This is a genomic window from Lactobacillus kalixensis DSM 16043, from assembly GCF_001434335.1.
GTDB classification, from domain to species: Bacteria; Bacillota; Bacilli; order Lactobacillales; family Lactobacillaceae; genus Lactobacillus; species Lactobacillus kalixensis.
The window spans coordinates 1-25,679 of record NZ_AZFM01000028.1 but is presented as its reverse complement, the minus strand read 5'-3'; the positions used below and the strand labels follow the sequence as shown (position 1 = coordinate 25,679).

General features: G+C 37.2%; 25 protein-coding genes. 5 read left to right on the top strand and 20 right to left on the bottom strand.

Features of this window, described 5'->3' with window-relative positions:
- Window positions 1-42: 42 nt before the first annotated feature.
- From FC46_RS07715 to FC46_RS07675, 9 genes are all read right to left on the bottom strand, one after another.
- Entirely contained in the window at window positions 43-321 is a 279-nt protein-coding gene (locus tag FC46_RS07715) for a hypothetical protein (RefSeq protein WP_057799464.1), read from the bottom strand.
- A gap of 317 nt (window positions 322-638) precedes the next feature.
- Entirely contained in the window at window positions 639-983 is a 345-nt protein-coding gene (locus tag FC46_RS07710; RefSeq protein ID WP_057799462.1) for a type II toxin-antitoxin system PemK/MazF family toxin, read from the bottom strand.
- On the bottom strand, window positions 983-1,225 hold the full coding sequence (locus FC46_RS07705; RefSeq protein WP_057799460.1) for an AbrB/MazE/SpoVT family DNA-binding domain-containing protein: 243 nt from the start codon (window positions 1,223-1,225) through the stop codon (window positions 983-985). The genes FC46_RS07710 and FC46_RS07705 overlap by 1 nt, the downstream gene beginning before the upstream one ends.
- A 92-nt stretch (window positions 1,226-1,317) precedes the next feature.
- Window positions 1,318-4,503, bottom strand: a complete 3,186-nt coding sequence (gene carB / locus FC46_RS07700) for a carbamoyl-phosphate synthase large subunit (protein WP_057799458.1) — start codon at window positions 4,501-4,503, stop codon at window positions 1,318-1,320.
- Entirely contained in the window at window positions 4,496-5,590 is a 1,095-nt protein-coding gene (gene carA / locus FC46_RS07695; RefSeq protein WP_057799456.1) for a glutamine-hydrolyzing carbamoyl-phosphate synthase small subunit, read from the bottom strand. Before carA ends, carB begins: the two co-directional genes overlap by 8 nt.
- A 3-nt stretch (window positions 5,591-5,593) precedes the next feature.
- The gene (locus tag FC46_RS07690; RefSeq protein WP_057799454.1) at window positions 5,594-6,865 is read right to left on the bottom strand and encodes a dihydroorotase; all 1,272 of its coding nucleotides are present in this window, start codon (window positions 6,863-6,865) and stop codon (window positions 5,594-5,596) included.
- On the bottom strand, window positions 6,865-7,821 hold the full coding sequence (locus FC46_RS07685) for an aspartate carbamoyltransferase catalytic subunit (protein WP_057799468.1): 957 nt from the start codon (window positions 7,819-7,821) through the stop codon (window positions 6,865-6,867). Before FC46_RS07685 ends, FC46_RS07690 begins: the two co-directional genes overlap by 1 nt.
- 372 nt (window positions 7,822-8,193) lie before the next feature.
- Complete coding sequence (pyrR, locus tag FC46_RS07680) at window positions 8,194-8,736, bottom strand: bifunctional pyr operon transcriptional regulator/uracil phosphoribosyltransferase PyrR (RefSeq protein ID WP_057799466.1); 543 nt, start codon at window positions 8,734-8,736, stop codon at window positions 8,194-8,196.
- A gap of 147 nt (window positions 8,737-8,883) precedes the next feature.
- Window positions 8,884-9,807 carry a dihydroorotate dehydrogenase gene (locus tag FC46_RS07675; protein WP_057799452.1) on the bottom strand — a complete coding sequence of 308 codons (924 nt, stop codon included), beginning with the start codon at window positions 9,805-9,807 and terminating at the stop codon, window positions 8,884-8,886.
- A 256-nt stretch (window positions 9,808-10,063) separates the two neighbouring features.
- Here FC46_RS07675 and pyrF point away from each other — a divergent pair, with 256 nt between their 5' ends.
- The 3 genes from pyrF to FC46_RS07660 all read left to right on the top strand — a co-directional run bounded on the left by pyrF (window position 10,064) and on the right by FC46_RS07660 (window position 12,823).
- A complete protein-coding gene (pyrF, locus tag FC46_RS07670; RefSeq protein ID WP_057799450.1) occupies window positions 10,064-10,771 on the top strand; it encodes an orotidine-5'-phosphate decarboxylase in 708 nt (235 codons plus the stop codon).
- 1 nt (window position 10,772) lies between these two features.
- The gene (pyrE, locus tag FC46_RS07665; RefSeq protein WP_057799448.1) at window positions 10,773-11,396 is read left to right on the top strand and encodes an orotate phosphoribosyltransferase; all 624 of its coding nucleotides are present in this window, start codon (window positions 10,773-10,775) and stop codon (window positions 11,394-11,396) included.
- 95 nt (window positions 11,397-11,491) lie between these two features.
- Window positions 11,492-12,823: a ClC family H(+)/Cl(-) exchange transporter gene (locus FC46_RS07660; RefSeq protein ID WP_057799446.1), complete on the top strand. Its 1,332-nt coding sequence runs from the start codon at window positions 11,492-11,494 to the stop codon at window positions 12,821-12,823.
- 33 nt (window positions 12,824-12,856) lie between these two features.
- On the opposite strand, the gene FC46_RS07655 is transcribed toward FC46_RS07660, so the two are convergent.
- From FC46_RS07655 to FC46_RS07605, 11 genes are all read right to left on the bottom strand, one after another.
- Window positions 12,857-13,258 carry an OsmC family protein gene (locus tag FC46_RS07655; protein ID WP_057799444.1) on the bottom strand — a complete coding sequence of 134 codons (402 nt, stop codon included), beginning with the start codon at window positions 13,256-13,258 and terminating at the stop codon, window positions 12,857-12,859.
- 10 nt (window positions 13,259-13,268) lie between these two features.
- Window positions 13,269-14,441, bottom strand: a complete 1,173-nt coding sequence (locus tag FC46_RS07650) for an MFS transporter (RefSeq protein ID WP_057799442.1) — start codon at window positions 14,439-14,441, stop codon at window positions 13,269-13,271.
- Between the two features lie 3 nt (window positions 14,442-14,444).
- Window positions 14,445-14,906, bottom strand: coding sequence for a hypothetical protein (locus FC46_RS07645; RefSeq protein ID WP_057799439.1), 462 nt, complete (start codon window positions 14,904-14,906; stop codon window positions 14,445-14,447).
- A 120-nt stretch (window positions 14,907-15,026) separates the two neighbouring features.
- On the bottom strand, window positions 15,027-16,364 hold the full coding sequence (glnA, locus tag FC46_RS07640) for a type I glutamate--ammonia ligase (RefSeq protein WP_057799437.1): 1,338 nt from the start codon (window positions 16,362-16,364) through the stop codon (window positions 15,027-15,029).
- 176 nt (window positions 16,365-16,540) lie between these two features.
- Entirely contained in the window at window positions 16,541-17,461 is a 921-nt protein-coding gene (miaA, locus tag FC46_RS07635) for a tRNA (adenosine(37)-N6)-dimethylallyltransferase MiaA (RefSeq protein ID WP_057799435.1), read from the bottom strand.
- Between the two features lie 57 nt (window positions 17,462-17,518).
- The gene (locus FC46_RS07630; RefSeq protein ID WP_057799434.1) at window positions 17,519-17,920 is read right to left on the bottom strand and encodes a rhodanese-like domain-containing protein; all 402 of its coding nucleotides are present in this window, start codon (window positions 17,918-17,920) and stop codon (window positions 17,519-17,521) included.
- Window positions 17,921-17,983: 63 nt separating this feature from the next.
- Window positions 17,984-18,202 (bottom strand): YqgQ family protein, encoded by a 219-nt coding sequence (locus tag FC46_RS07625; RefSeq protein WP_057799432.1) that lies wholly within the window; start codon window positions 18,200-18,202, stop codon window positions 17,984-17,986.
- Window positions 18,202-18,888: a rhomboid family intramembrane serine protease gene (locus FC46_RS07620; RefSeq protein ID WP_057799430.1), complete on the bottom strand. Its 687-nt coding sequence runs from the start codon at window positions 18,886-18,888 to the stop codon at window positions 18,202-18,204. Before FC46_RS07620 ends, FC46_RS07625 begins: the two co-directional genes overlap by 1 nt.
- A 22-nt stretch (window positions 18,889-18,910) precedes the next feature.
- The gene (locus FC46_RS07615; protein ID WP_057799427.1) at window positions 18,911-19,477 is read right to left on the bottom strand and encodes a 5-formyltetrahydrofolate cyclo-ligase; all 567 of its coding nucleotides are present in this window, start codon (window positions 19,475-19,477) and stop codon (window positions 18,911-18,913) included.
- 57 nt (window positions 19,478-19,534) lie between these two features.
- Complete coding sequence (gene rpmG / locus FC46_RS07610; protein WP_004046092.1) at window positions 19,535-19,684, bottom strand: 50S ribosomal protein L33; 150 nt, start codon at window positions 19,682-19,684, stop codon at window positions 19,535-19,537.
- A gap of 77 nt (window positions 19,685-19,761) precedes the next feature.
- Window positions 19,762-21,852 (bottom strand): peptidoglycan D,D-transpeptidase FtsI family protein, encoded by a 2,091-nt coding sequence (locus FC46_RS07605; RefSeq protein WP_057799425.1) that lies wholly within the window; start codon window positions 21,850-21,852, stop codon window positions 19,762-19,764.
- A 91-nt stretch (window positions 21,853-21,943) separates the two neighbouring features.
- Between FC46_RS07605 and FC46_RS07600 the strand changes: the two genes are divergently transcribed.
- Complete coding sequence (locus FC46_RS07600; RefSeq protein WP_057799423.1) at window positions 21,944-24,529, top strand: YfhO family protein; 2,586 nt, start codon at window positions 21,944-21,946, stop codon at window positions 24,527-24,529.
- An 84-nt stretch (window positions 24,530-24,613) separates the two neighbouring features.
- Window positions 24,614-25,537: an N-acetylglucosamine kinase gene (locus tag FC46_RS07595; RefSeq protein ID WP_057799421.1), complete on the top strand. Its 924-nt coding sequence runs from the start codon at window positions 24,614-24,616 to the stop codon at window positions 25,535-25,537.
- Window positions 25,538-25,679: the final 142 nt, after the last annotated feature.

Sequence of the window (25,679 nt, the reverse complement as noted above, 5' to 3'; positions counted from 1 at the left end):
GTGAATCAATTATCCCGTCGGATAATTAATTCACTATTAAGCTTAGAATGTTTTTATATGGCGGCTTTGTACATAATTATCATGTGCATAGGACATGTACCCCATAAACATCCATTCATCATTTGAAAAGCCGTCTTTAGACTTAGTAGAACTAGATTGACTAGATTTTGTTTTTTCAAACTTCAATCCAGTATCAGAATTTTTATTTCTAGCAAGAAAATCGTTTTCTTTGTTACTTTGATTAATAAAAATCACTATAAAGGCCACAAAAATAATAATTATTCCACCAATAATTGCTAAAAAATATTTTTTATTTCTCATAGTCTCTTTCTATTCCCTAATATCTAAATGATATTAATTTTGCCATCTAATTTTGCTTAACTATCACTTTTACACTTTGTCCCATATATTTCGTGATAAAGATTATCACAACCATTTTCACGTGTCCCAAATTCTTCGAATACGACTAAAAATTATTGCTTTAATTTAAATTACTTTGTTTTACACAAAAAAAGCCTATTAAATCAAGGCTTTATTAACACCAAGATTTAATAGACTTTGTTAATTTCATTCAAATAATTAATTAAGAGCAACATTCTGTTGAATCGCTGTCTGGCGAATCAGGTCAAAAAACGTTCTTACCAAAAATGCTTTACAACATTTGTGATCTTACTCATAGTTATCTTATCAAGATGATCGATTGGAGATTTTTGCGCACGAATGTGAGGATCAATAGTTCTAAGATGTTGAAGTAAAGCTGTACCTTCAAAATGCTTGGTTGCAATAGGTACAAAAAACATTGATTTAGTATATCTCTTTTCTTTACGATATTTCTCAGATGAACTAATCGGAATCACAATAACCGTGTTAAAAAAATCTTGATAGTGATTATTGCTTACAACAATACACGGTCTTTTTTTCCCTTCTTCATTTCCTTTCGTAGGATTCAGATCTATCCATAACACATCACCTTGACTATACATCAATCTATAACCTCCGAGCCAACATCCTTACCCCAATCAATTTCTGGAGTATTAACAACTCCATATTTAACTCTTTGTTTTTCAGCGACACCCCAAAAATCATCTTTTTTACGTTGAATTGTTACACCATCATCTTCTACATTAAACTCAATAGTATCGTTTTCCGAGAGTTGCAAAAAATCACGAACTGCTTTGGGAATAGTAATTTGATTTTTTGAAGTCATTTTTGCGTCAACAATCATGCTAATACCTCCTTACTTTTTCTTACATATATTTTACCTTACTTTGTAAGGAAATAGCAAAAAAACTGGGTTTTGTACCCAGTTTTTTATTACTAATCCAAACTTTCAGTAGCAAATGATCTATTCTCAAGTGCAGTAAGTAACGCATCTGCTGTATCTAATGCCGTTACTAATGGTACATTCTGTTGAATCGCTGTTTGACGAATAATGAAACCATCAGAAGTCTTTTCAAGATCATGCCCCATCGTATTAATTACAAGATCAATCTTATCATCACGTAGTTCATCTAAGATGTTGTTGTCTCCAGCTTCACTAACTTTGGAAACTTCATCAACATGTAAACCATGTTCGCGCAAGAACTTCGCCGTTCCTTCTGTTGCAAAAATACGGTAACCAATTCTTGCAAAACGTTTTGCAATTGGCAAAATCTTTTCCTTATCGCGGTCTTCAATTGTAAGCAAGACGTTACCATTTTCTGGTAATTCCATCTTTGCACCTGCAAATGCCTTAAACAAAGCTTTGGCAAAGGTGTGATCACTTCCCATTACTTCACCAGTTGATTTCATTTCAGGCCCAAGGTATGAATCAACATCAGCTAACTTACTGAAACTGAAGACTGGAGCTTTAACACTAATCATTTCAGGCTCTGGAGCTAAGCCATCGCTGTAACCTTGCTCGGCCAAACTTTCACCCATAATCACACGCGTAGCAACTTGCGCCATTTCAATGCCAGTAATTTTACTCAAGAATGGAACAGTTCTTGAGGCTCTTGGGTTTACTTCGATAACATAGACTTCACCATCACGCACGATAAACTGAATGTTCATGATCCCCTTACAATTAAGCTTTAATGCAAGTTCACGAGTTACTTCAGTAATCTTTTGTTTAATATCATCATCGAAAGTTTGTGGTGGATATACAGCCATGGAGTCACCTGAGTGTACCCCAGCGTGTTCGATATGTTCCATGATTCCTGGCAATAACACAGTCTTACCATCACTAATTGCATCGACATCACATTCACGCCCATCAAGATAGTCATCAACTAAAATTGGGTGATCAGCTGCAATATCTACGTGATCATGTAGATATTCTTCAAGTTCAGCTTGGTTATAAACAATTTCCATTGCCTTACCACCAAGGACATACGAAGGACGAACTAAAACTGGATAGCCAAGCTTATTGGCAGCTTCAATTACGCCTTCATGAGTAGTTGCAGTTAAACCTTGTGGTTGATTCAAATGTAAATCTTTAATAATTTCATCGAACAGTTCACGATCTTCAGCACGATTGAGGTCTTCAACGCTAGTCCCTAAGATCTTAATGCCGTGTTCTTCAAGTCCAGCCGCTAAATTAATTGAAGTTTGACCACCAAATTGGACAATTACTCCTTCTGGCTCTTCCAAATCACAAATGTTCAAAACATCTTCAAGAGTTAACGGTTCAAAGTAAAGTTTATCTGAAACAGAAAAGTCGGTTGATACAGTTTCTGGGTTAGAGTTAACAACTATTGCTTCGTAGCCCATCTTTTGAAGTGCCTTAACACAGTGAACTGTTGCATAGTCAAATTCAACACCTTGTCCAATTCTGATTGGACCTGAACCAATAACTAAAACTGACTTTTCACCTGATTTGTGACTTTCATTTTCACCATTATCATAAGTTGAGTAGAAATATGGCGTTTGTGATTCAAATTCAGCCGCACAAGTATCGACCATCTTATAAACTGGAATGATCTTATTTTCTTTACGTAAAGCGCGAACTTGATCTGGAGTTTCATGCCATAAGCTAGCAATTGTTTCATCACTAAAGCCGTACTTCTTAGCAGTCTTCAAAACTTCAACATTACTTGGATGCTCTTGAATTTTCTTTTCAAGATCAACCATATGCTTCACAATATCTAAGAAATAAAGGTTAATCTTAGTTAATTCATGGACATCTTCGATGTTATAAGCTCTTCTGAAAGCTTCGGCAATGTAGAAAAGGCGGTCGTCTTGTGCTTTTACCAACTTTTCATCAATCTGATCATCCGTTGATTTGTGAGCATGGCGAGAATAGAGATCTTTTTCATCAATTTCAAGACTGCGGACTGCCTTTTGAAAAGCTTCTTCTGCAGTTCTACCAATTGCCATAACTTCTCCAGTAGCTTTCATTTGTGTACCTAAATTGCGGTCAGCCTTAGGGAATTTATCAAATGGGAACCGTGGAATCTTACATACGACATAATCCAGTGCTGGTTCAAATTCAGCGTAAGTAGTTCCAGTTACCGGATTCTTAATTTCATCCAAAGTCATCCCAACCGCTATTTTAGCAGCCATCTTGGCAATTGGATATCCCGTTGCCTTAGAAGCTAACGCGCTTGAACGAGATACACGCGGATTTACTTCGATTACATCATAATCAAAACTATTAGGGTCAAGAGCTAACTGAACGTTGCATCCCCCTTCAATCTTAAGAGCGCGGATAAGCTTAAGAGAACAATCTCTAAGCATTTGGTACTCCTTATCACTCAATGTTTGAGCTGGTGAAAAGACAATAGAGTCTCCCGTGTGAATGCCAACTGGATCGAAGTTTTCCATACAACAAACAATCATGGCATTATCATCACTATCACGCATAACTTCGAATTCGATTTCCTTGTAGCCCGCAATTGACTTTTCAATCAAACACTCAGTTACTGGTGAAAGTTCCAAACCATTCTTACAAATACGTTCAAGTTCTTCACGGTCGCTGCAGATACCACCACCAGTACCACCCATAGTAAAGGCTGGACGAACAATGATTGGGTAGCCAATTTTATCAGCGAAGTCCAAAGCTTCTTGTACATGATGAACGGTCAGAGATGGTGGAACTGGTTCACCCAATGACTTACACAATTCCTTGAACTCTTCTCTATCTTCAGCTTGTTCAATTGATCTTAACTTGGTACCCAAGAGTTCAATATTTAATTCATCCAAAATTCCGCTCTTAGAAAGTGCTAGAGCCATGTTCAACCCTACTTGTCCACCAAGTGTTGGCAAGATTGCATCTGGATATTCTTGACGGATAATTCTTGAAATAGACTTAACAGTTAATGACTCAATGTAGACCTTATCTGCGATCGTGGTATCAGTCATGATTGTTGCAGGGTTTGAGTTAACTAAGACAACTTCGTATCCTTCTTCACGAAGAGCAAGACAAGCCTGGGTACCAGAATAATCAAATTCGGCTGCTTGACCAATAATAATTGGACCAGAACCGATCACCATAATTTTATGAATATCTTTTCTCTTAGGCATTGTTCTTCTCTTCCTTTCTTTGATCAATCATTGCCATGAAGTCATCGAATAATGATTCTTCATCGTGTGGACCAGGAGTGGCATCTGGGTGGAATTGGACTGAAAAGGCTGGATACTTCTTATGACGAAGTCCTTCTACAGTATCATCGTTTACTTCAATATGAGTAATCATCAAATTATCTTTATCAATTGAATCGCCATCAACGGCATAGCCGTGATTTTGAGAAGTAAAACCAATGTTACCTGTAGCAATTTCACGCACTGGGTGATTAAAGCCGCGGTGACCAAATTTCATCTTGTAAGTTTTTGCGCCGTTAGCTAAAGCGAAAACTTGGTGCCCCATACAGATCCCAAAGAGTGGCACATGCTTTTCGACTTCGCGAACCATATCGGTAGCGCCATTGGCTGCCATTTCTTCCGGATCACCAGGGCCGTTAGATAGCAGTACTCCATCTGGATGAAGTGAAAGGACTTCTTCGGCAGTTGCGGTATATGGCAAAACAATACAGTTACAGTCGCGCTCTGCAAGTTCTCTTAAAATACTGTGCTTAATTCCGAAGTCAATTACAACAATATTACGTTTAGAACCTGGTACTGGATAAGGCGTTTTAGTTGAAACTCTAGAAATAATCCCTTGAGTAACATTCTTTTGGCGCAAGATTGCTGCAACTTTATCAGCATCATCTTTACTATCAGAAATTTTACCTCTTAAAGTACCATGAACACGGAGTTTTTTAACCAATTCACGTGTATCAATACCTTGAATTCCAGGAACATCAATATTCTTCAAAAATTCTGGCAAAGTTGTTTGCATACGCCAGTTAGTTGGACGATTGGCAACTTGGTGGCAAATCACACCTTTAATCTGGGGCTCAAGTGATTCGTAATCGGCTAAGGTAATACCGTAATTCCCAATTAATGGATTAGTAAAGACCAGAATTTGATCGGCATATGACTGATCCGTAATGGCTTCTTGGTAACCTGTCATCCCTGTTGTAAACACAACTTCACCCATTGTCTCTTTATCAGCACCAAAGGCTTCGCCTTCATAAACGCTGCCGTCTTCTAATATTAAATATCTCAGCATTCCTTATTCACCCCTTGTATAAACTACTTTTCCGCTAACCATTGTCATTACAGTTTCACCATATACCTTTTTTCCAGTAAATGGTGTATTAACGCCTTTAGAAGCGTAATCTTTTTCTTCTAAAGTTGTTTCGTGCTCTAAATCGAAAATTGCAATGTCAGCTTCAGCTCCTGCTTCCAAATGGCCGCAGCTAGTTAAACCAAACTTCTCTGCTGGTGCATCTGACATTAAACTAAGCAATTTTTCTAGCTTGATAATGCCGGTTTTGACATATTTGGTATACAAAGTTGAGAAAGCAGTTTCACTTCCGGTAATTCCGAAGGCAGCTTTCATAAAGCCACCATCTTTTTCATTCTTAGCATGTGGAGCGTGATCTGTAGCAATGAAATCGATCGTGCCATCGAGCAAACCTACGACTAAAGCGGCTTGATCTTCTTTTGAGCGAAGTGGTGGATTCATCTTGTAGTAAGCATTGTCACTAGGGATGTCGCTATCTGTTAACAGTAAGTAGTGCGGTGCAGCTTCGCAGGTAACGTTAATGCCGCGGGATTTTGCCATGCGAACAAGTTCCACACTAGCAGCTTTTGAAACGTGACAAATGTGGTAGTGGCAACCTGTTTCTTGAGCTAAAAGTAAGTCGCGGGCAATTTGTGTGGTTTCTGCTAGTCCTGAAATTTCTGGCAAGTTTAATTCTTTAGCCTTAGCCCCTTCATTGATGACACCTTTTTGATAAAGGGAATCATCTTGGCAGTGAGCTGCAATGATCAAGTTATTTTCCTTAGCCTTCTTCATTGCCAAGTACATTGTTTGAGCGTTTTGGATGCCGTGACCGTCATTACTTAAGGCAAAGGCGCCAGCTTTTTTAAGAGCTGCATAATCTAAAACTTCATCTGAAGTTTGATCCTTAGTCACAGGTGCATATTGCAAGATGTGAACTAGACCTTTTTCATGATTGAGCTTGATCATATTTTCAATTAAATCTGGAGTGTTAGGAACTGGAGTCACGTTCGGCATTGCACCAACTGTGGTAAACCCACCGCGAGCTGCTGCCATGCTTCCTGTATGAATGTCTTCTTTGTAAGTTTGACCAGGTTCGCGGTAGTGCACATGCAGATCAACTAGACCAGGACTTACAAGCTTGTCGGTAGCATCGATTACTTGATCACCTGATAAATTTTCGCCAACCGCTTTGATTTTATTATTTTCGATAAGGACATCCGCTTTGATTAATCTGCCGTTTTGATAAACGGTGCCATTTTTAATTACTGTAGTCATTAGTTGAGTCCTCCCAAGTGTCTACCGCGCATAACTGCTTCAATCATTGCCATTCGCATGAAGACGCCGTTTTGCATTTGCTTGAAAAACATTGATTTAGGTGCTTCAACCAATTTGCCCGCTAGTTCAACATCATGATTGATTGGACCGGGATGCATGATGATCGTGTCATCCTTCAATTGATCGTACCGCTTTTGGTTGATGCCGTATTTCTCATGGTAAGCTTGTGCGTCAAATTTCCTTTCGTTAGGGTCACCAGCGTGGCGTTCATGTTGGACTCTGAGCAACATCATGACGTCCATTTCTGGAATTAACTTATCGAGTTCTTCGAATTTACCGTATTTATCAAAGGCTGAATCATACCAGTAGTCTGGACCTGAGAAGTAAACTTCTGCGCCAAGGCGGTTAAGTAACTCCATGTTACTTTTAGCAACGCGGGAATTAGTGATGTCGCCGACAATTGCGACTTTCAAGCCTTTGAAATGACCGAAGTGTTCATGAATCGTCATCATGTCAAGTAAGCATTGTGAGGGATGTTGACCGCTGCCGTCACCGGCGTTAACGATACCGATGTTTAAATGTTGGTAGTCACCAGTATGAATAAGATCTTCGTAATATTCATTTTGTGAGTGGCGAATTACTTCAAGATCAACGCCCAATGCATTCATGATTAGCGAGGTGTCATACAATGTTTCACCTTTGTTAACTGATGAGTGTGCCGGATCAAAAGGAATAACCGTTAAGCCCATCTTTCTTTCTGCCATTTCAAAGCTGGTGTGAGTTCTACTTGAATCTTCGAAGAACATGTTGGTTACATACACTGGCTTAGTTAACTTAGGTACTGCACCGCCTTGCTTGAAGTACTCAGCACGCTTGATCAAAGCTGTAACTTCATCTTCGGATAAATCTTCAACACTAACAAAATTTTCCAAGTTGACGTAATTAATAGTTTCCATTCCAAAATTCTTTCTAGCAAAAAAAGCCTGAAGCATTTAATTGCTCCAGGCTTCTTCTTCACAAGTGTATGTATGCGAAAAATTCAGCAACCCTTCTGGCCCTCTCTGGAGTCAATTAAATGGTTGAACTTTTGATTTTAAGTTTTACATTGGCAAAGAAATCTTTGCCGTCCTTTTCGATACATCAACAGAAACTTAAGTCTGCCTTGCTAGCCTCACGGGACTAATTTTAAAGGACATTTATTGATTTAAAGTTACTTTAATTAGCAACGTTTGTCAGGTGGTTTTAACTCAGTTAATTTTTTGTAAGATAGTAAAATTATAAAAAATACATAATAGATCCTGAAGTTTCCATAAATTTCACCTCCCCTTTTACTTTGGCAAAGCCTTAAGTTCGACCGAATCCTTGCCGTCTTTTTCTATAACGCTGACAGATACCTGTTCGTCTGCAGAAGTCGGGATATTCTTACCAATAAAGTCGGCACGAATTGGCAATTCACGGTGGCCACGATCAACTAAAACGGCAACTGCAATGGAACTTGGACGCCCTTGATCCATTAAAGCATCCATTGCGGCACGGATAGTTCGACCAGTGTAAATTACATCATCAACCAAGACAACATTCTTATCATCGATATCAACGCCAATCTCTTCTGAATTAATCACTGGATCTTGCTTTAAAGAAGCGTCATGACGGTCATCACAATACAAAGTAATATCGAGTTCGCCTAAAGGTACGTCTACTCCTTCAAGCTTTTTAATACGATCGTGAATTCTTTTAGCTAAATAAACACCACGAGTTTTAATCCCAACAAGTACCAAATTTTCAGTACCTTTATTACGTTCGATAATTTCATAAGTGATACGTGTCAACGCACGTTTCATTGCTAACGCATCCCAGATTTCTTTTGTCATCTTTTTTCCTTTCATACAAAAAGCTCCTTAATCACATGGACTAGGAGCTTTTATTAAGTCTTTCACCTGTTAAAAAACGCTTTGCTAGTCAGCGTTTTAAATATACTGTCGATAGATATTTTTGTCAATAATTAGAAGCTGCCACAACTAATTCAATTCCACTTGACCAACCAAGTCATTGACATCATCAACACCAAGCTTTTCAAGTAGAGCCGGCAATTCTTCGGCTAGATGTGGACACGCTAAAGAATCGTGGAAGTGTGCTGACCCAACTGCTACCGCATTAGCACCTGCAAGCAAGAATTGAACGATATCTTCAGCACTCTCAATTCCGCCCATACCAATGATTGGCAAGTTTGTAGCTTGTCTTACTTGATAAACCATTCTTAGTGCAATTGCTTTAACCGCTTGTCCGGATAAGCCACCCATGTTATTACCTAAAACTGGCTTACGTGTCTTAACATCAATTTCCATCCCAAGAACTGTATTGATCAAAGATAAGCCATCAGCGCCGCCTTTTTCTGCAGCTTTAGCAACTGCCGTGATATCAGTCACATTAGGCGTTAATTTTACGTAAATTGGCACATTAACAACTGCTTTAATTTTTTTAGTTAAATCTTCAACCACATCAGGATGAACACCGAAACTCATCCCTCCGCGAGCAACATTTGGACAAGAAACATTAATTTCTAGCGCATTAACCAAGCCGGAGTCAGATAATTTCTTAGCTACTTCCACATAATCAGCTTCACTATCACCACCAACACTTGCGATGATAGGTAGTTCCGGATATTTCTCTTTAAGCGCAGTTAACTTCTCATCAATTACCACATCAACTCCAGGATTGGTTAATCCAACTGAATTTAAAACGCCATCATCAAGGACGTGAATTTGCGGTTGCGGATTACCAGTTGTCGCATGAGGTGTTGTTGTTTTAATTACCATTGCCCCTAATTTGTTAAGATCAAATTTCTGAGCAGCTGGTACATCACCGAAGCCAAAAGTACCACTTGCTGGCATTACTGGATTTTTCAAGTTAAGTCCTGGCAATTTTACACTAATATTAGTCATAATTTTCCTCCAAAAATGAATGCTCACAGACACTCGCTTATTTTTTTGCTTAATTGTACACTCAATTTTTATTTTTTCAAATATAAAATTTATAGTTGTTTTTTATTTTTTCTGGTGTTAAACTCATTTCAAATGAAACTTTAAACGGTACAGAGAGACCGCAAGTTATAATACGACTTAAATTAACCAGGACGAAGTCTATCCTTGGTTGCGTTTCTCTGCACCAAGAATAGGCTTTTTTCTATACGGAGGAAAAATGAATAAACCTGTAATCGTTGCTCTTGATGTAGATAATTCAGAAAAATTACAAAAAATTCTTGATAAGTTAGGCAAACCTGATGAAACAACTATCAAAGTTGGGATGGAGCTTTTTTACCACACCGGTAGTGAACTGGTTAAAAAGCTATCTGATCAAGGTTATAACATCTTTTTGGATCTTAAGTTGCACGACATTCCCAACACTGTCTATAACGGTGCGAAGCAATTAGCTCGCTTGGGCATTACCTACACAACCGTTCACGCTCTTGGCGGCAGTCAAATGATCCATGCAGCAAAAGAAGGCTTGATTGCCGGGACACCTGTTGGCAAAACAGTGCCGAAGCTTCTGGCAGTAACTGAACTCACATCAATTTCTGATGAAGTTTTAAAAAATGAACAAAATTGCAGCTTGCCAATGAATGAGCAAGTTGTCAGCCTTGCTCAAACTGCGAAAAAGGCTGGTGCAGACGGCGTGATCTGTTCCCCACTTGAAGTGCGTGAATTGAGAGAAAAAGTTGGCGACGACTTCTTATACGTCACTCCAGGTATTCGTCCTAAAGAAAATTCAAGCGATGACCAATCTCGCATTGCCACACCAAGTCAAGCTAAAGAGTTTGGCTCAAGTGCGATCGTTGTCGGTCGTCCCATCACCTTAGCAAGTGACCCACAAGCCGCTTATGAAGCAATCAAGAAGGAGTTTAATTAAAATGCATAAAGACCAAATTATTTCTAAATTAATTGAAGAAAAAATCATCACTATCTCACCTGACAAGCCATTCATTTACGCTAGTGGGATGCTTTCACCAATTTATACTGACTTAAGATTGACTGTTTCTTACCCAGAATTACGTCACTGGATTGCACAAGACTTAGCAACATTAATCAAAGAAGAATTCCCTGACGTAACAATTATCGGTGGTGTCGCTACAGCTGGTATTCCTCACGCAGCTTGGATTGCTGAAGAAATGCACTTACCAATGATTTATGTGCGTCCAAAGCCAAAGGATCACGGCAAAGGCAAGCAAATTGAAGGCCGCTTTACTAAAGATGATAAGATTGTTTTAATTGACGACTTAATTACTACTGGCGGCTCAGTTTTAAACGCTGTAAAGGCAACTGAAAAAGACGGCGGCCAAGTTATTGGTGTTAGCTCAATTTTTACTTACTACTTACCTGATGCTAAGAAAAACTTTGCTAAGGCAAACGTCAAATATGCGCCACTTCTTTCTTACCCAGAATTATTAAAGAAGGAAAAAGAATCAAGCCACATCAGTAGCGATCAATACGAAGTATTACGCCACTGGCACGAAGATCCATGGAACTGGAAATAAGTCAAAAATAATTCAAATCAAATGACCTAAGGTGATACTTTAGGTCTTTTTTTGTGCTACGATAAAGTTATGTAAATATAATACGTGAGGAACATATGATAAAAAAAGCAACACAGGTTTTAAACCCGCCATTTACTTCTAACAGAATCGGTCTATTATTCCACTCTTTGATTGTGGGTGTCACCACGGGAGTGGTCGTCAGTATCTTTCGTTGGATTATTGATCATACAATGGATCTCTTGTTTACAATCTATCCGCAAATGAGTCGTAATTGGCTTTTGATAATTCCATATGGTTTATTAATGGTAATTATTTGTTTTCTTCTAGGGAAAATCACTGGTCCTTATCTTGATAATCTAGTTGGTTCTGGTGTCCCTCAAGTGGAAGCAGCTTTGCTCGGAGAAAATAAAATGAACTGGTGGCAGATTCTTTGGCGAAAATTTGTCGGAGGATTGCTTGCAATCTGTCCCGGGTTGATGCTTGGGCGTGAAGGTCCTTGTATTCAAATGGGAGCAATGATTGGCCAAGGTTACGCAGAAAGTGCCTTTAAAGTTGATGAAGATGAAGCAAGAACACTTCAAGAAGCGGGAGTAGCGGCTGGATTATCCGCGGCTTTTAGTGCGCCTTTAGCAGGAGCAATCTTTTTAGTTGAAGAGATCACTTTTAATTTTAAACCCGATAAAATCATTTCCGCATTAATTGCTTGTTTTTCGGCTGACTTAGTAACCGTATTCTTCTTGGGTACTAAACCCTGCCTTTATTTACCTGTCAAAGGATATTTACCATTAACTGCATATATTTATTTACCATTAATCGGTATTGTTTTAGGTTTACTTGCTTATGTTTACCAATTTTGTTTATTAAGTTTAAAGCCAATTTTTTCAAAACTTACTATTATTCCTGCAAAATATCATAGCATTATTCCTTTCCTATTAATCATCCCGGTTGGTATTTTTAATGCAAAATTGTTGGGTGGATCTCACGTTTTAATTACAACTTTGTTTAATCAAAATTTGATTACGAATACTCATCTTGGTTCAATTTCACTGTTACTGATGCCACTTCTCCTATTTTTAATTCGGTATGTCTTCTCAATGCTATCGTATGGTTCATCAGTGCCAGGTGGTATCTTTATGCCAATTCTTGTTTTGGGTACCTTGCTGGGGGTCTTCTTTGCTAATTCATTAATCCAGTGCAACTTAATTAGCTCAACCTATTTCCCACATATTGTAATTATTTCAATGGCCGCATATTTCGGCGCAATTGAAAAAGCACCATTTACAGCTATCATCTTGGTTACTGAAATGGTGGGAACTGTCGAGCAAGTTCTACCAATGGTCATCACCACTTTTGTTGCTTACTACGTTCTAGACTTAATTGGTGGTCGCCCAATTTATGAAGCTTTACGAATTCAAAAAGGAAAATAGTACAAAATAAAAAACCGCGTTAAGCGGCTTTTTTTATGCAATTTTCACTTCGATATCAACTGCTTGTTTAACTGTTTGATAGACAGTTGACACATGCAAAACAAAATCTAAAAACTTTTGTTTTTCTTCATCTGTCATTGAACTATCAAAGAACACCTTAATCGCCATCTTGGACACTATTGATTTACCATGCCCCAAGTTTTCGGTTTCTGCAGTATTTTCAACTCTAAAATTCGTCACATCTAACTGCCGAGATTTAACGACCATCCCTGCAGACATCACTATGCAAGAATTAACTGAACCAGCTAAATATTCAACTGGATTAGGACCAGCATCATTTTCAACAGTATCACACACGAATTCATGATCGCGAACTTGATTGAAAATTTGCCATTCTTCTTTACCTAAATGACTTTTTACTAAATATTCACTCATATTTTTTCTCCTAATGGTGATCAATAGCGCCATTCAATCTCTTGCGATAAATAAAATATACTAAAATTGCGACAGGAATAAGGACTAATTCAACTGGATAGAATAATTCTGCTGGTAAACTGCTGGCAATAATTCCTCCTAAGATTGGACCTAAAGCCATCCCGATATCAAGCCCTAAATAAAAAGTCGAGCTAGCTAGTCCCTGTTCACTAATCGGTGCCAACAACAAGGCGGTTGACTGCAAAATAGAATAAATAATTCCATACCCTGCAGCCATTCCAGCAGCTGCTAATGCCATCTCCCAATTGGTTTTCATAAATCCTAAAAGCAAAATGTAGAGTGTGGTTGAAACAATACTGATCCAAAACCAAATTCCAAACCGAACTGTATCAAATTTAGATTTTAGAAGAATTCTAATTGCTAATAACACTATCGCATAGATCAAGAAGTATGACCCAACCGCCACATTTACATGCCGTCTTTCAACGTAAGTTACAATATCGGCTTGGGTTGTAAAATATGGCAGTGAGAACAAAGTTGTCAAAATTGCTACTGGAAGAACATTCATCTGGATAATCTTGAACCCGCGTTTTGGCTTTTTCTTCTGATTATTAGTTCTTGGAACGGCATGATCACCAACAAATTGAATGGAAATCACCATGAGTAAGGCCGCTACCGCTGCAATAATAATCGACTCACGATACCCAATAGTCTTATAGGTATTAATTGCAATCGCTGGTGCAACGGCCATTGACAAAGCGTTCATTAGGCCATAAAAGCCCATCGCTTGACCAACATACTGGCGTGGAACTAAAAACGCTAGCCACGTAGTCATGCAGACCGTGCAAAGAACAAATCCTGCCCCATTGATCAATCTGAATAATAATAGCCAGCCACTTGAAGGAGCGAGAATATAGCCTAACACTCCCAAGAAGATCAAAATCCCACCGATTAGAGATAAGCGATATTTTGAAAATTTATCGGTTAAATTTCCGGCAACTGGCCGAAGGAACATGGAAGCAATACTCATAATACCAACGACTAGTCCAGCAAATGCGCTGCTTGCTCCTAAATGAATTGCATAACCGTTAATTAACGGATTAATAAACATTACGCTAAACATAAAGAAGAAAGAAGCGGACATAACCAAGATTACATCTTTAGTATAAATACTTTTTTTCATGATTTAGTCTTTATCTTCTTGAACCAAAGTATTGAAGGCATCATTGGTTTCAACAATGTCGCCCATTACTCGATTAACCCAATCATTAAGTTTGTCGTCATCATAAGCTGCAAGTCCGCCTTCGGTATCCGCAATATCGGCTACACCATCGTTGAAGTTAACCATCTCAGTAATCAACTTTTCAGCGAAGTCTTTAGTATCGCCAGCAAAATTATTAGCAAAGTTGTTAACGTCGCCATATGCTTCAGCAATATCAGTGAAAGCACTAACTGTCTTACCAAAGGTTTCGTTAATGTTCTTCATGTCTTCTTCAGTTGGAACAGTTAATTCTTCACCCTTAGTCAATTGTTCATCTAAGCGAACACCAATATCATTTAATACTAAATGTCCTTCGTACAAACGATTCAATAATTTAATTCCACTTGGATTTTTAGCTTCGAAGTTTACAGTAATTTCATCTGCCATAATTTTTTCCTCACTTTATTTTCTATTCTTTCTATCTATTGTAACAATTTTTAAGCAAAAAAAATAAGACTAGTCAAAGAAACTAGTCTTATAAATTTTATTTTTGTTAAGTTAGACCGATTAATAGCCCATGTAACGGTTTCTTTCCCAATCTGAAACTGATTGGTTGTATTGTGACCATTCCAATTCTTTAGAATCAATGAAGCTTTGAGTTAAGTGTTCACCTAAGGCACTCTTGATCAAATCGTCAGCCTTGAAAGCCTTAAGAGCGTTGTGAAGAGTTGATGGTAATGGCTTGATACCACGTTCTTCCCTTTCTTTTTCACTCATTTCAAAAACATTTGAAGTAATTGGAGCCATTGGCTTCTTAGCTTCCTTAATACCTTGCAAACCTGCAGCTAAACATGCGGCAAGAAGTAAGTATGGGTTTGCAGTTGGGTCAGCTGAACGCATTTCCAAACGAGTGTTAATTTCTTCAGCGTCAGGAATACGTACAAGTGGTGAACGGTTCTTAGTAGCCCATGAAATGTAAACTGGAGCTTCAAAACCTGGAATTAAACGCTTGTATGAGTTAACAGTTGGGTTAGCAATTGCAGTAATTGCACGTGCGTGTTCCAAAAGACCGTTTAAAAAGAATAAAGCAGTGTCTGACAAGTGGTATTCACCATTTGCGTCGTAGAAAGCATTCTTGCCATCCTTAAACAATGACATGTTGTTGTGCATACCGTTACCTGCTTCACCTTCAATTGGCTTAGCCATAAAGGTTGCATACAAGCCATGTTGTCTTGCAATTTGTCTTACAACCATCTTGAAAGTTTGAACACGGTCAGCAGTAGTTAAAGCATCATCGAATCTAAAGTCGATTTCTTGTTGACCAGCACCTACTTCGTGGTGAGCAGCTTCAACTTCAAAGCCAATGCTTTCCAAAGTTTCAACAATATCACGACGGCATTCTGCACCTTCGTCACTTGAAGTCATATCGAAGTATGAAGCGTTATCTGGAACTTCAGTAGTCCAATTGCCATCTTCGCTTAACTTGAATAAATGGAATTCAGCTTCAAAACCAATATCAAAGTCTGAGAAGCCCATGTCTTCCATTTGCTTAAGAATACGCTTCAAGTTGTTTCTTGGATCACCTTCAAATGGTTCACCATTAGTCTTATGAACTGAACAAGTCAAACGACCGATCTTACCACCAGTCTTGTCTGTCCATGGCAATACCATCCAACTTGAGAGGTCAGGATATAAAACCATGTCACTTTCTTCGATTCTAACGAAACCATCGATTGAAGAACCATCGAAACGAATTTCGTTAGATAAAACCTTGTCTAATTGGCTCTTTGGAACTTCAACAGCCTTTAAAGTTCCGTTTATGTCAGTGAATGACAATCTTAAGAAACGAACATCGTTTTCTTCAACACTTTTTCTAATATCATCTGCAGTAACTGTTTTTGTCATAGTTTTTCACCTAAAAAATCATAATAACTATCAATTGGTCTAGTTCTATTTGCAATTTTATTTGTTGTCTTAGAACTTGACTATTACAATAGCAGACCAATTAACAAAAGTCAAATTGGTCTAACAATATTTTTTTATTTTTATAGATTCTTTATTTTTATCAAAGTGTACTTTTATCAGCTCTTAAGCCACCTTTCTATTCTTTCTAAAATCTCTTTCTCATAATTTTTATCTTTCAACGGATCAAACCAGACCACTGGTAACTTATTTCTAAAATATGTCAGTTGTCTTTTCGCATACCTTCTTGAAGAAGTCTTTAATTGGTTTACACAATCTTCTAAAGTCTGTTCTCCTTCAAAGTATGGAAAGAATTCTTTATAAGCAATTGCTTGCAGTACCTGGTATTCACGATCTTGACTATCATAAATGAATTTAGCTTCATCAAGAATTCCCTCATCCATCATTAGGTCAACCCGCTTGTTAATTCGCTCATAGATTTTATTACGATCAGAATTAAGCCCAATAATAAGATAATTATACCTTGGTTCGATCTTTTCTTGTTGTTCAGAAAACTTTTTACCAATTCGATCAATAACAGTTAACGCGCGCAAGGTTCGACGAGCATTATTTACCGGAATTTTGGAAGCAGCTTCTGGATCTTTTTTATTCAATTCATCCCACAACTTTTGTGGACCATTTTCGGCCAAATAGTCTTCCCATTTTTTCGTAATTCGCGTTTCTTCAGGCGTTTTTTCACCTAATTGCAGCTTGTTGAGCAAAGCATTAACATAAAAGCCCGTTCCACCAGCAACAATTGGCAATTTATTTTTTTTAGTAATTTCATCAATTGCAGCTGTAGCTTCATCAACAAAATTTTTTACCGAAAATTCTTCAAAAACTGAACGCGTGTCAACCAAATAGTGCTTAACCTGGGCTTGCTCTTCTGCAGTCGCCTTTGCTGTTCCAATAGAGACTTCTTTATAAACTTGCATTGAATCTCCAGAAACGATTTCACCGTTCAGTTTTCTAGCTAAATCAATCGCTAGAGCAGTTTTACCAACCGCAGTTGGACCAATAATTACTAAAACTTTTTGCATTTTTTATCCTTTACTAATAGCAAAAAAGAGTCTGGTATTATGCCAAACTCTTATTAATTAATATTTTGAGGCTTTAGTTCTCCCATCCCATTGGTCAAAGCCACCCTTTAACCAGTGAATTGAAGTAAAACCCTTCTTCTTCAAGAATCTTGCCGCTCTTAAAGTAATTGATTGTGAATCTGAATATAAATAAACAGGCAAATCTGGACGAAGTTCTGAATAATTGTACTTAATCATAGTGTAAGGCAAGTTTCTAGCACCATCAATATGCTTACGCTTAAATGGGGCTTTTTCTCTTAAATCGACGATTTGAGCCTTACGCATCCCTTGCTTGAAGCTATCATTATCTAATTGTCCACCAATTCTTTTCGCTTGAATCTTATTCCATGCCCAGATTCCAGCAAAAGCTAATAAAATGATAATTAAAATAATATCTAAAATAACTAAAAAACTATTCATAAAATATTTTCGTCCTTCTAAAAATCTCTCAATAAGTATGATACCGCTAAATCGGCAAGTTAGCTATTCATTTTTGAATTCATCTGAATGATGTTGCTCGTACTCATATTCTCTTTGCAAGATCATTTTTGCCACTAGATAATCGTGCTTATCCAACAAATTAGTGTGATAAATATTATCAAGCTCTAATGCCATTAATTCAATGTCCCATTTTCTCTTACCAACATGCACTAGGACACCATATTTTTTTAAAAGTTGTTGGACATCATATAAAGTTTTCATTAGTAATTAATTACCATCCCTAATCTTACAGCAACCACAACTAAGAAAATCAAAATTGCCAAGACAACACTGAAAAGTTTCGGATTAACTTTCTTGAAGAAGCGATCGGCTAGTAAGAACTCTAATAAAAAGCCAAAGACTAAACCACCAAGGTGACCCCAAATATCAATATTTGGCAAGAAGAGATCAATTGCCAAATTGATAAGCGCTAAAACAAAGGCCTGACGAGCCGCAAAAGCTGCAGTGGGATTATCGCGATGTCTGAGTCCTAAAGCTACTACAGCGCCAAATAACCCAAATAAAGCTGTAGAAGCGCCGGCGCTAACCGAAGTATCACTACCAAAAGCGAAGCTGAATAAATTACCACCGATACCTGATAATAAATAAATTGTTAAAAAGCGCGTTAATCCAAGTGATGGCTCAATTAATGTTCCCATGTAATAGATCATGACAATATTAGTAACTAAGTGCCAAACACCGATGTGCAAGAATTGTGCAGTAAATAACCGCCACCATTGATGGGCTACTGCAACTGCAATATTATTCATTGCGCCAAGTCTCATTAAAGTTGTAGTGTTTTGTGAACCACTCATTACGCACTCAAGTAAGAACATAACGACACAAACAGAGATTACGATAATGGTGCCCCGGATTGAAGACTGTCGAAAAGAATTTTTTTGGTCCATGTTATCCCCCTTTTTCAAAAAACTAATTAGTAATAATTTTATCAGTAGTTACTAAAGTTTCAACTGGAATATCTGTTTGATCAAGAGGCCAAATGGCTGTTTCATACATCATTTTGGAATTGACTAAAGATACAGTCTTAATTTCTGCATGTTTTTCTAAAAAGCGATCGTAAAATCCGCCACCAAATCCTAATCTTTGATGGCTATCTAATGCAAAAGCCAAACCAGGTACCAATAATAAATCTAAATCATCTTTAACTTCTGCATTTTGATCAGTAATTTCTTCAATCCCCATCTTATTCTTAGTAAGTTTTGAGCGATAAGTATAATAAACAAAGTGCATGACCCGATTAGGTTCAGTTCTAGCTAAATATACTTCTTTACCTAAATCCCATAAATGTGCAATGATTTTTGAAGTATCGACTTCTTGATTTAAAGATGAAGTAATTCCAATTGTCTGGGCATTCTCAAGTAGCTTAGAGTTGATTAATTTATTAAGTAACTTCTGATCTTCTTTTTTCTTTTCGCCAGTTAAAGCAAATTCATTCAAAATAGCTAATTGTTTTTTTCTCAAATCTTTCTTATTCAATCTCAATTTTCCTTATATAACAAAAAATAGCAGGTAGAAACCTGCTATTTTGGTTTATTACTTAGTTTCACGGTGAAGTGTTACGTGTCTTTCAACAGGGCAATACTTCTTTAAACTTAAACGTTCCGGATGCTTACGCTTGTTCTTCTTAGATAAGTAACTTCTATCGCCACATTCGGTGCATTCCAAAATGATGTTATCTGCCATTTCTTTCACCACCTACATAATTTTTTATTCTGACTGTATTAGGATAGCATTTTTAATCCAATTTTACCAGTATTTTTTTATTTATGAAGTTTAAAGTAATCTTGAACCATTGCTTTTGCCACTTGCAAAGTGTATGTACCTTCCATATCAGGATCAAGTCCAGGGAAGACAACCGCAATTGCAAGTTTTGGATTGCTTGATGGAGCATAACCGACAAAGGTTGCGTTAATTAATTCTGGTGGATTCTTTCGATTAGGATTGTCTGGATCATAGTAGAATGTTTGAGCAGTACCAGTCTTACCTGAAATAGAAGGTTTAACATTCTTAAGTGGGTGAGCGGTACCCCAACCATTAGTACCATGAACAACTCTGTAGAAACCTTCACGAACAACGTTTAATTCTGATTGTGTCCATGGAATTCTTTGTTGGACATTAGGCTTCTTGTTGTAGTTAACATAGATCTTACCGTTATTACCGGTTCTACCTACTGATTGGACAATGTAAGGCTGCATTCTATAACCACCATTGGCAATAGTTGACACATATTGCACTAATTGAATCGGTGTATAAGCATCATAGTTACCGTAAGCTAAGTCAAGAAGTGACCCTGACAAAAGACGACCTTGTGAGTCAAAGCTTTTACCTTCAATCCCTGAAACTTCACCTGGTAAGTCAACACCGGTCTTTTGTCCCAAACCAAACATACTGAAGTTACGTCTCAAAATTTCAAATGAATTACTTGGCATTGAAATATATTGCTTAGGAACATATTTTGCTCCTACCCACTTCATTGCTAAGTGCATCATGTAGATGTTACTTGAAACTTCAAGCGCAGTTGGTGCATCTAATGAACCGAAGGTACCAATTGGGTACACAGACTTCTTCACAGCTGAACCTGGAAGGTAAACCGCAGCATCTGAAAGAGTATTATTTGTTGGCGTAATAACATTATTGATCAAACCACCAGAAACAGTCGCACCCTTAACAACAGATCCCATAACAAAGGATTGATTAATTACCCCTAAGGCATTATCAACAGTTTTATTAGTCTTTGGATTATGACTTAAGCCAGCAACCCCAAGGAGTGCACCAGTCTTTGGATTCATTGCAATTGCGTAAGCGCCACTTGAATATCTAGCAGCACCAGAAGCTAGAGCAGAATTATAAACTCTCTTCAAAGTTGATTGGAGTTGTTTTTGATACTTAGCGTCAATTGTTAGAACTAAACTAGAACCAGCCTGTCCCTTATAAACCGTCTTAGTTTGTTGGATATCACCATTAGCTTTAGTAATTACTTCGCTAGTTGATTTTGATCCTTTTAACAAACTTTCATATTCTTTTTCAAGATATGAAGTACCTACTCGATCGTTACGAGAATAGCCTTGAGACAAGTAATATTGTAAGTTGTCACTTGGAAGTCCTGATTTTTCTGTAGAAACAGAGCCAATGATACTTTGAATTGAAGAACCATTTGGATATGATCTTTCCCAGTCAGTACCAATACCAACACCTGGCAAATCTGACAAGTGTTCACCAACTTCAGCGATTTCTTTATCAGTCAGACCTTTATTCTTGATGTAAATCGTTGATAAAGTATACGCTCCAGAAATTTTGTTAAAAATTAATGCAGCTGTTTTTTGACGATCAGTAAAATTAATCTTCTCTTTCTTAACTGCCGCAATTTCGTTCTGATAAATTTCACTATTACTGTATTTCTTGGTATCTAACTGAGACTTTGGCATTTTAGCTTGAATTCTTGTAGAATTAGCTTGATCTGCCAAATAGTATTCAGCTAGTTGCTCAGAAGTTGGCTTTTCATCATTTAGTCTAATGTAGGCACTCAGGGCATTGGAAATATTGTAAATTTGCTTAGTTGAAGTGGATGCACCCTTTGTATAGGTGATGGCGTTATTTGCCTTGTTTCCCACAAGAATCCGGCCTTTAGCGTCATACATAACACCTCTTGGCACTTGATTTGATACAACAGTTGAATCAGTCTTAGCAACTTCTGCCTTGAATCTCGAACCATAAGCTAGTTGCAAGTATGCAAGCTGGCCGATTAATAGCGCAAACAACACAAAAATAATACCAAGAATGATCTTCATTCTGATTGGTGTGGAAGCTTGTTTATTTGAACCAGTTCCACTATTTTTTCTAAAATAATTCACGTAAATCTTCCCTTACTAAAACTGAAATTATTTTAACAAAAAGAATACTTTAATTCTATGATTCTCAATGGAGTTTTGCCAAAATTTAAAGATGTACAATAAAAATTTCAAATTCTTAACTACTAAATTAAAAAATAAACAAACTTGGACATATTGGACCAGTTTTTTACTGCCATTTGCCGCATTTATGATTTATTTTGCCTTTCAAAAGTTCAACATCTTAACAGTTGACTTAGGACAGCAATATATTGATTTTCTCTCGTTTTTTAGAAAAAACCTGTTGACCGATCCTGGAAAATTAATTTATAACTTTCAAAATGGTCTTGGAGGTTCAATGATTGCTACCGATGCTTATTACCTATTGAGCCCGGTTAACCTCATATTATTTCTATTTCCTCAGAATTTACTGCCAATTGCTGTTTATTTGGTAATTGGCGTGAAATTTGGGCTAGCTGGTCTCTCCTCATATTACTATTGGAGACGCGAAAAACAAAATAAAATTGCCTATTCGCTTGGAGCTAGTTGTGCTTACGCCTTATCTGGCTACATGGTAGCTAATTATTTCAATTTGATGTGGCTAGATTCGGTAATTTTTTTGCCGCTTTTAATTAATGCAATTGACCGAATTTTAATGCGAAAAGAGAACCACTTAATTTTAATCACTTTTGCTTTGTGGGTTACTAATTTTTACACTGGCGTTATGGCGCTTTTCTTTGGTTTCTTGTATTTGTTAAGTAAGCTTTTCTTTCAAGAAAAAAGATTACGTTGGCCAGTTTTTCTTAATTATTTCAAATCTAGCGTCCTAGCTTCCTTTCTAAGCAGCTTTGTACTGTTACCAGTATTCTTTGAAATGCTGGAAGGAAAAGCCGACACTTCCGCTAAATGGGCTCTATCCTGGCAATTTCCTTTACAACAAGAATTAACCAAGCTAGTTAGTGGAGCATATAGTTTCCACGAGATGGAAGCTGGCTTACCTAATATTTTCATGACTACGCCATTTTTATTACTGGCAATTTGCTATTTCCTGTGTAAAAAAATCTCATGGAAAAAGAGGCTCGTTAACGGAACTCTACTACTTTTTTTGATCTTATCGCTATCTTTTACACCATTTGTTCTTTTGTGGCACCTAGGACAATTTCCTGTTTGGTATCCAGGTCGTTTTAGCTTTATTTTGATCTTTTTTTGCCTGAATTTAGGGATGCAATTTTTAGCTAAGCAAGCAGCACTAGAATGGGGTAAGAAAATTATCATCGGCTTATTAAGTATCGCTCTTGTGAGTTACTGGTACTTTGTCCAAAACGATGTTGCCTTCTTAGATGAAACCACTTTGCTCATTTCAACTTTATTTGTAGCTTTAACGCTTATCTTTATCTACTTTATTTATTCTGAACACAAATTTGATCCAATCTTTTTATCAATAATCGTAATTCTAGAAGCAGCGATCAACCTAACTTTTTCTTTGAACAACCTGTCTTTCCAAAATAATTATGACTATCAAAATTACCAGACAAATAGCCAGCAAGTAGTCAATTATTTAAAAAATACGAATTCTAGTCTTTATAGAACTGAAAAGACTTTCTATCGCTCAGATAATGATCCCTTCACCTCTGGTTATAACGGTATCACCAATTTTAATTCGATTACTAACAGCCAAACTATGACTATGCTGTCGAACCTAGGTTATCTACACAACAGTAATTCTTACACTAATAACGGTGGGACAACTTTGACTGATTCACTCTTAGGAATCAAATATTATATAGAACCTAATTTGACTAATAAAAACATCCCTACTCATCAAAAAATGGTCTATAACAACGATAATCACCGCATGGATCTTGATAGTTATGCTATTCAAAAGGACTTTAAGCAGCTCATTTTAGTTAAAAATAATACAGCTTTGCCTCTAGTTTTCTTTAGTCCAACTTCTAAGCAAAAGACCGACTTTTATGTAGATCAACCGATCCATAATCAATCGACTTTGTTTAAAAATATGACAGGTTCAAACGAAAATCTCTTTAGTTTAATAAAATTACCGAAGCCAAAGTTGAAAAATGCCCATCAAGATAAGGTAGAATCGGAAAACACTTTTACTCAAAATAAAAATAAAATTCAAGGCGAAATCACTTATCTTCTCAAAATTAACACAAATGATGCCTACTATCTTGAACTACCAAACGGAATTGGTGAAAATGACACTACTCTCACTGTTAATAATAACCAAATCGACCTGAGTGTACGCGATAATCAAGTTCGCTTAATCAGTTTAGGTCACAATCAAAAAGGCACTAGGATTATGATTAAATTTGGTATGAAACAAGACCAACTTGATTTAAGTCAGGTCAAACTTTTCCGCTTGAATACTGAAAAAATGTCACAAATTATTAATAGATTTAAGAATGGGCAGCCAGAAATAAGGCAGCAGGCGTTAACTCTAACAACTAATACTTTTTCAACCAAGAAAAACATGCGCCTACTCAGTACGATTCCTTACAGCAGAAATTGGCTCATTTTTGATAATGGTAAAAAGTTAAAAACAAAATCTTATCTCAAAACTTTTTTAGCTTCTGACTTGAAAAAAGGTAAACATAAATTAACATTTGTTTATATACCATGGATTTTCTTGATTGGAATTTTACTTTCATTAATTAGTCTTATTATTCTTAAACTATTTTAACTAGATTTTGCTAACTTATTGTAATAAAATATGAATGCGTTAACAAATTTTTGAGAATTTAAAATTAGAAAGAAGAGTGAATAAATGGCTCTTAAATATCAAATTGGTGTCGATGCAGGTGGTACTCACTCAACTGCAATCGCTTATGACATGGACGGTAAGGAACTTGGACGTGCTGAAGGCGGACCAGGTCAAATCAATGCCGATTACGAAGGCGGTATTAACAACATTGCTGAAGTTGTTAATGAATTATTAGATAAGTTTGATGGCGACTGCCAACGCGTTTTAGCTGGTATTGCTGGTTTGTCTGTTGTTGGTAACGCTCCTGAAGTTGCTGCAACTATTTCTTCACGAATCAACAACTTGCCAACTCGTGCAATTACTGACTCTTTACTTGCTTTGTACAACGGTCTTGAAGGTGATGATGGTGCCTTAGTTATCGCTGGTACTGGTTCAGTCTTCAACGGCTTACAAGATGGACACTTAATTGCTGTTGGTGGTTACGGTAACATCTTGGGTGATGAAGGTTCAGGTTACGCTATCTCAGTTGCTGCAATGAAGTCAGCACTTTTGAGCTGGGACAAGCGTGAAGAAAACGCACTTATTCCTATGTTCACTGAATTATTTGGCGTTGAACACATGGATGAATGTAACGCTAAGTTCTACAAGATGAAGAACCCTGAAGTTGCTGGTATGGCCGTTCATGTTGCTAAGCTCGCTGATAGTGGCGACAAGCACGCTAGCCAAGTTATTAAGGACCAAGCTCACCTTTTGGCACGTGATATTATTATCGGTCTTGACCATTACGAAGATCCAAAGCCAATGAAGATTGCTTTGACTGGTTCAGTTCTTGCAAACAACGAAATGATGCGTGGTTTGATTGAAGACGAAGTTAAGAACAAGTATCCTGATGCAATCTTCTCAGTATCAAATGGTGAAAATGCTCGTGGTGTAATCTTTGATAAGAGTAAGGATTACCGTTACTTCACTAATCACGAAGACAGATAATTAATTATCTACAAAAAGAAAAGCATAGAAGACACAATTTGGTGTTCTTCTATGCTTTTTTAGCGTTTAAAATTTAAGCTATTACGTAAGCGTCAAAAACTGAAGTATATTGAAAAAGCAGCTTGGCAATGATATGTATCAC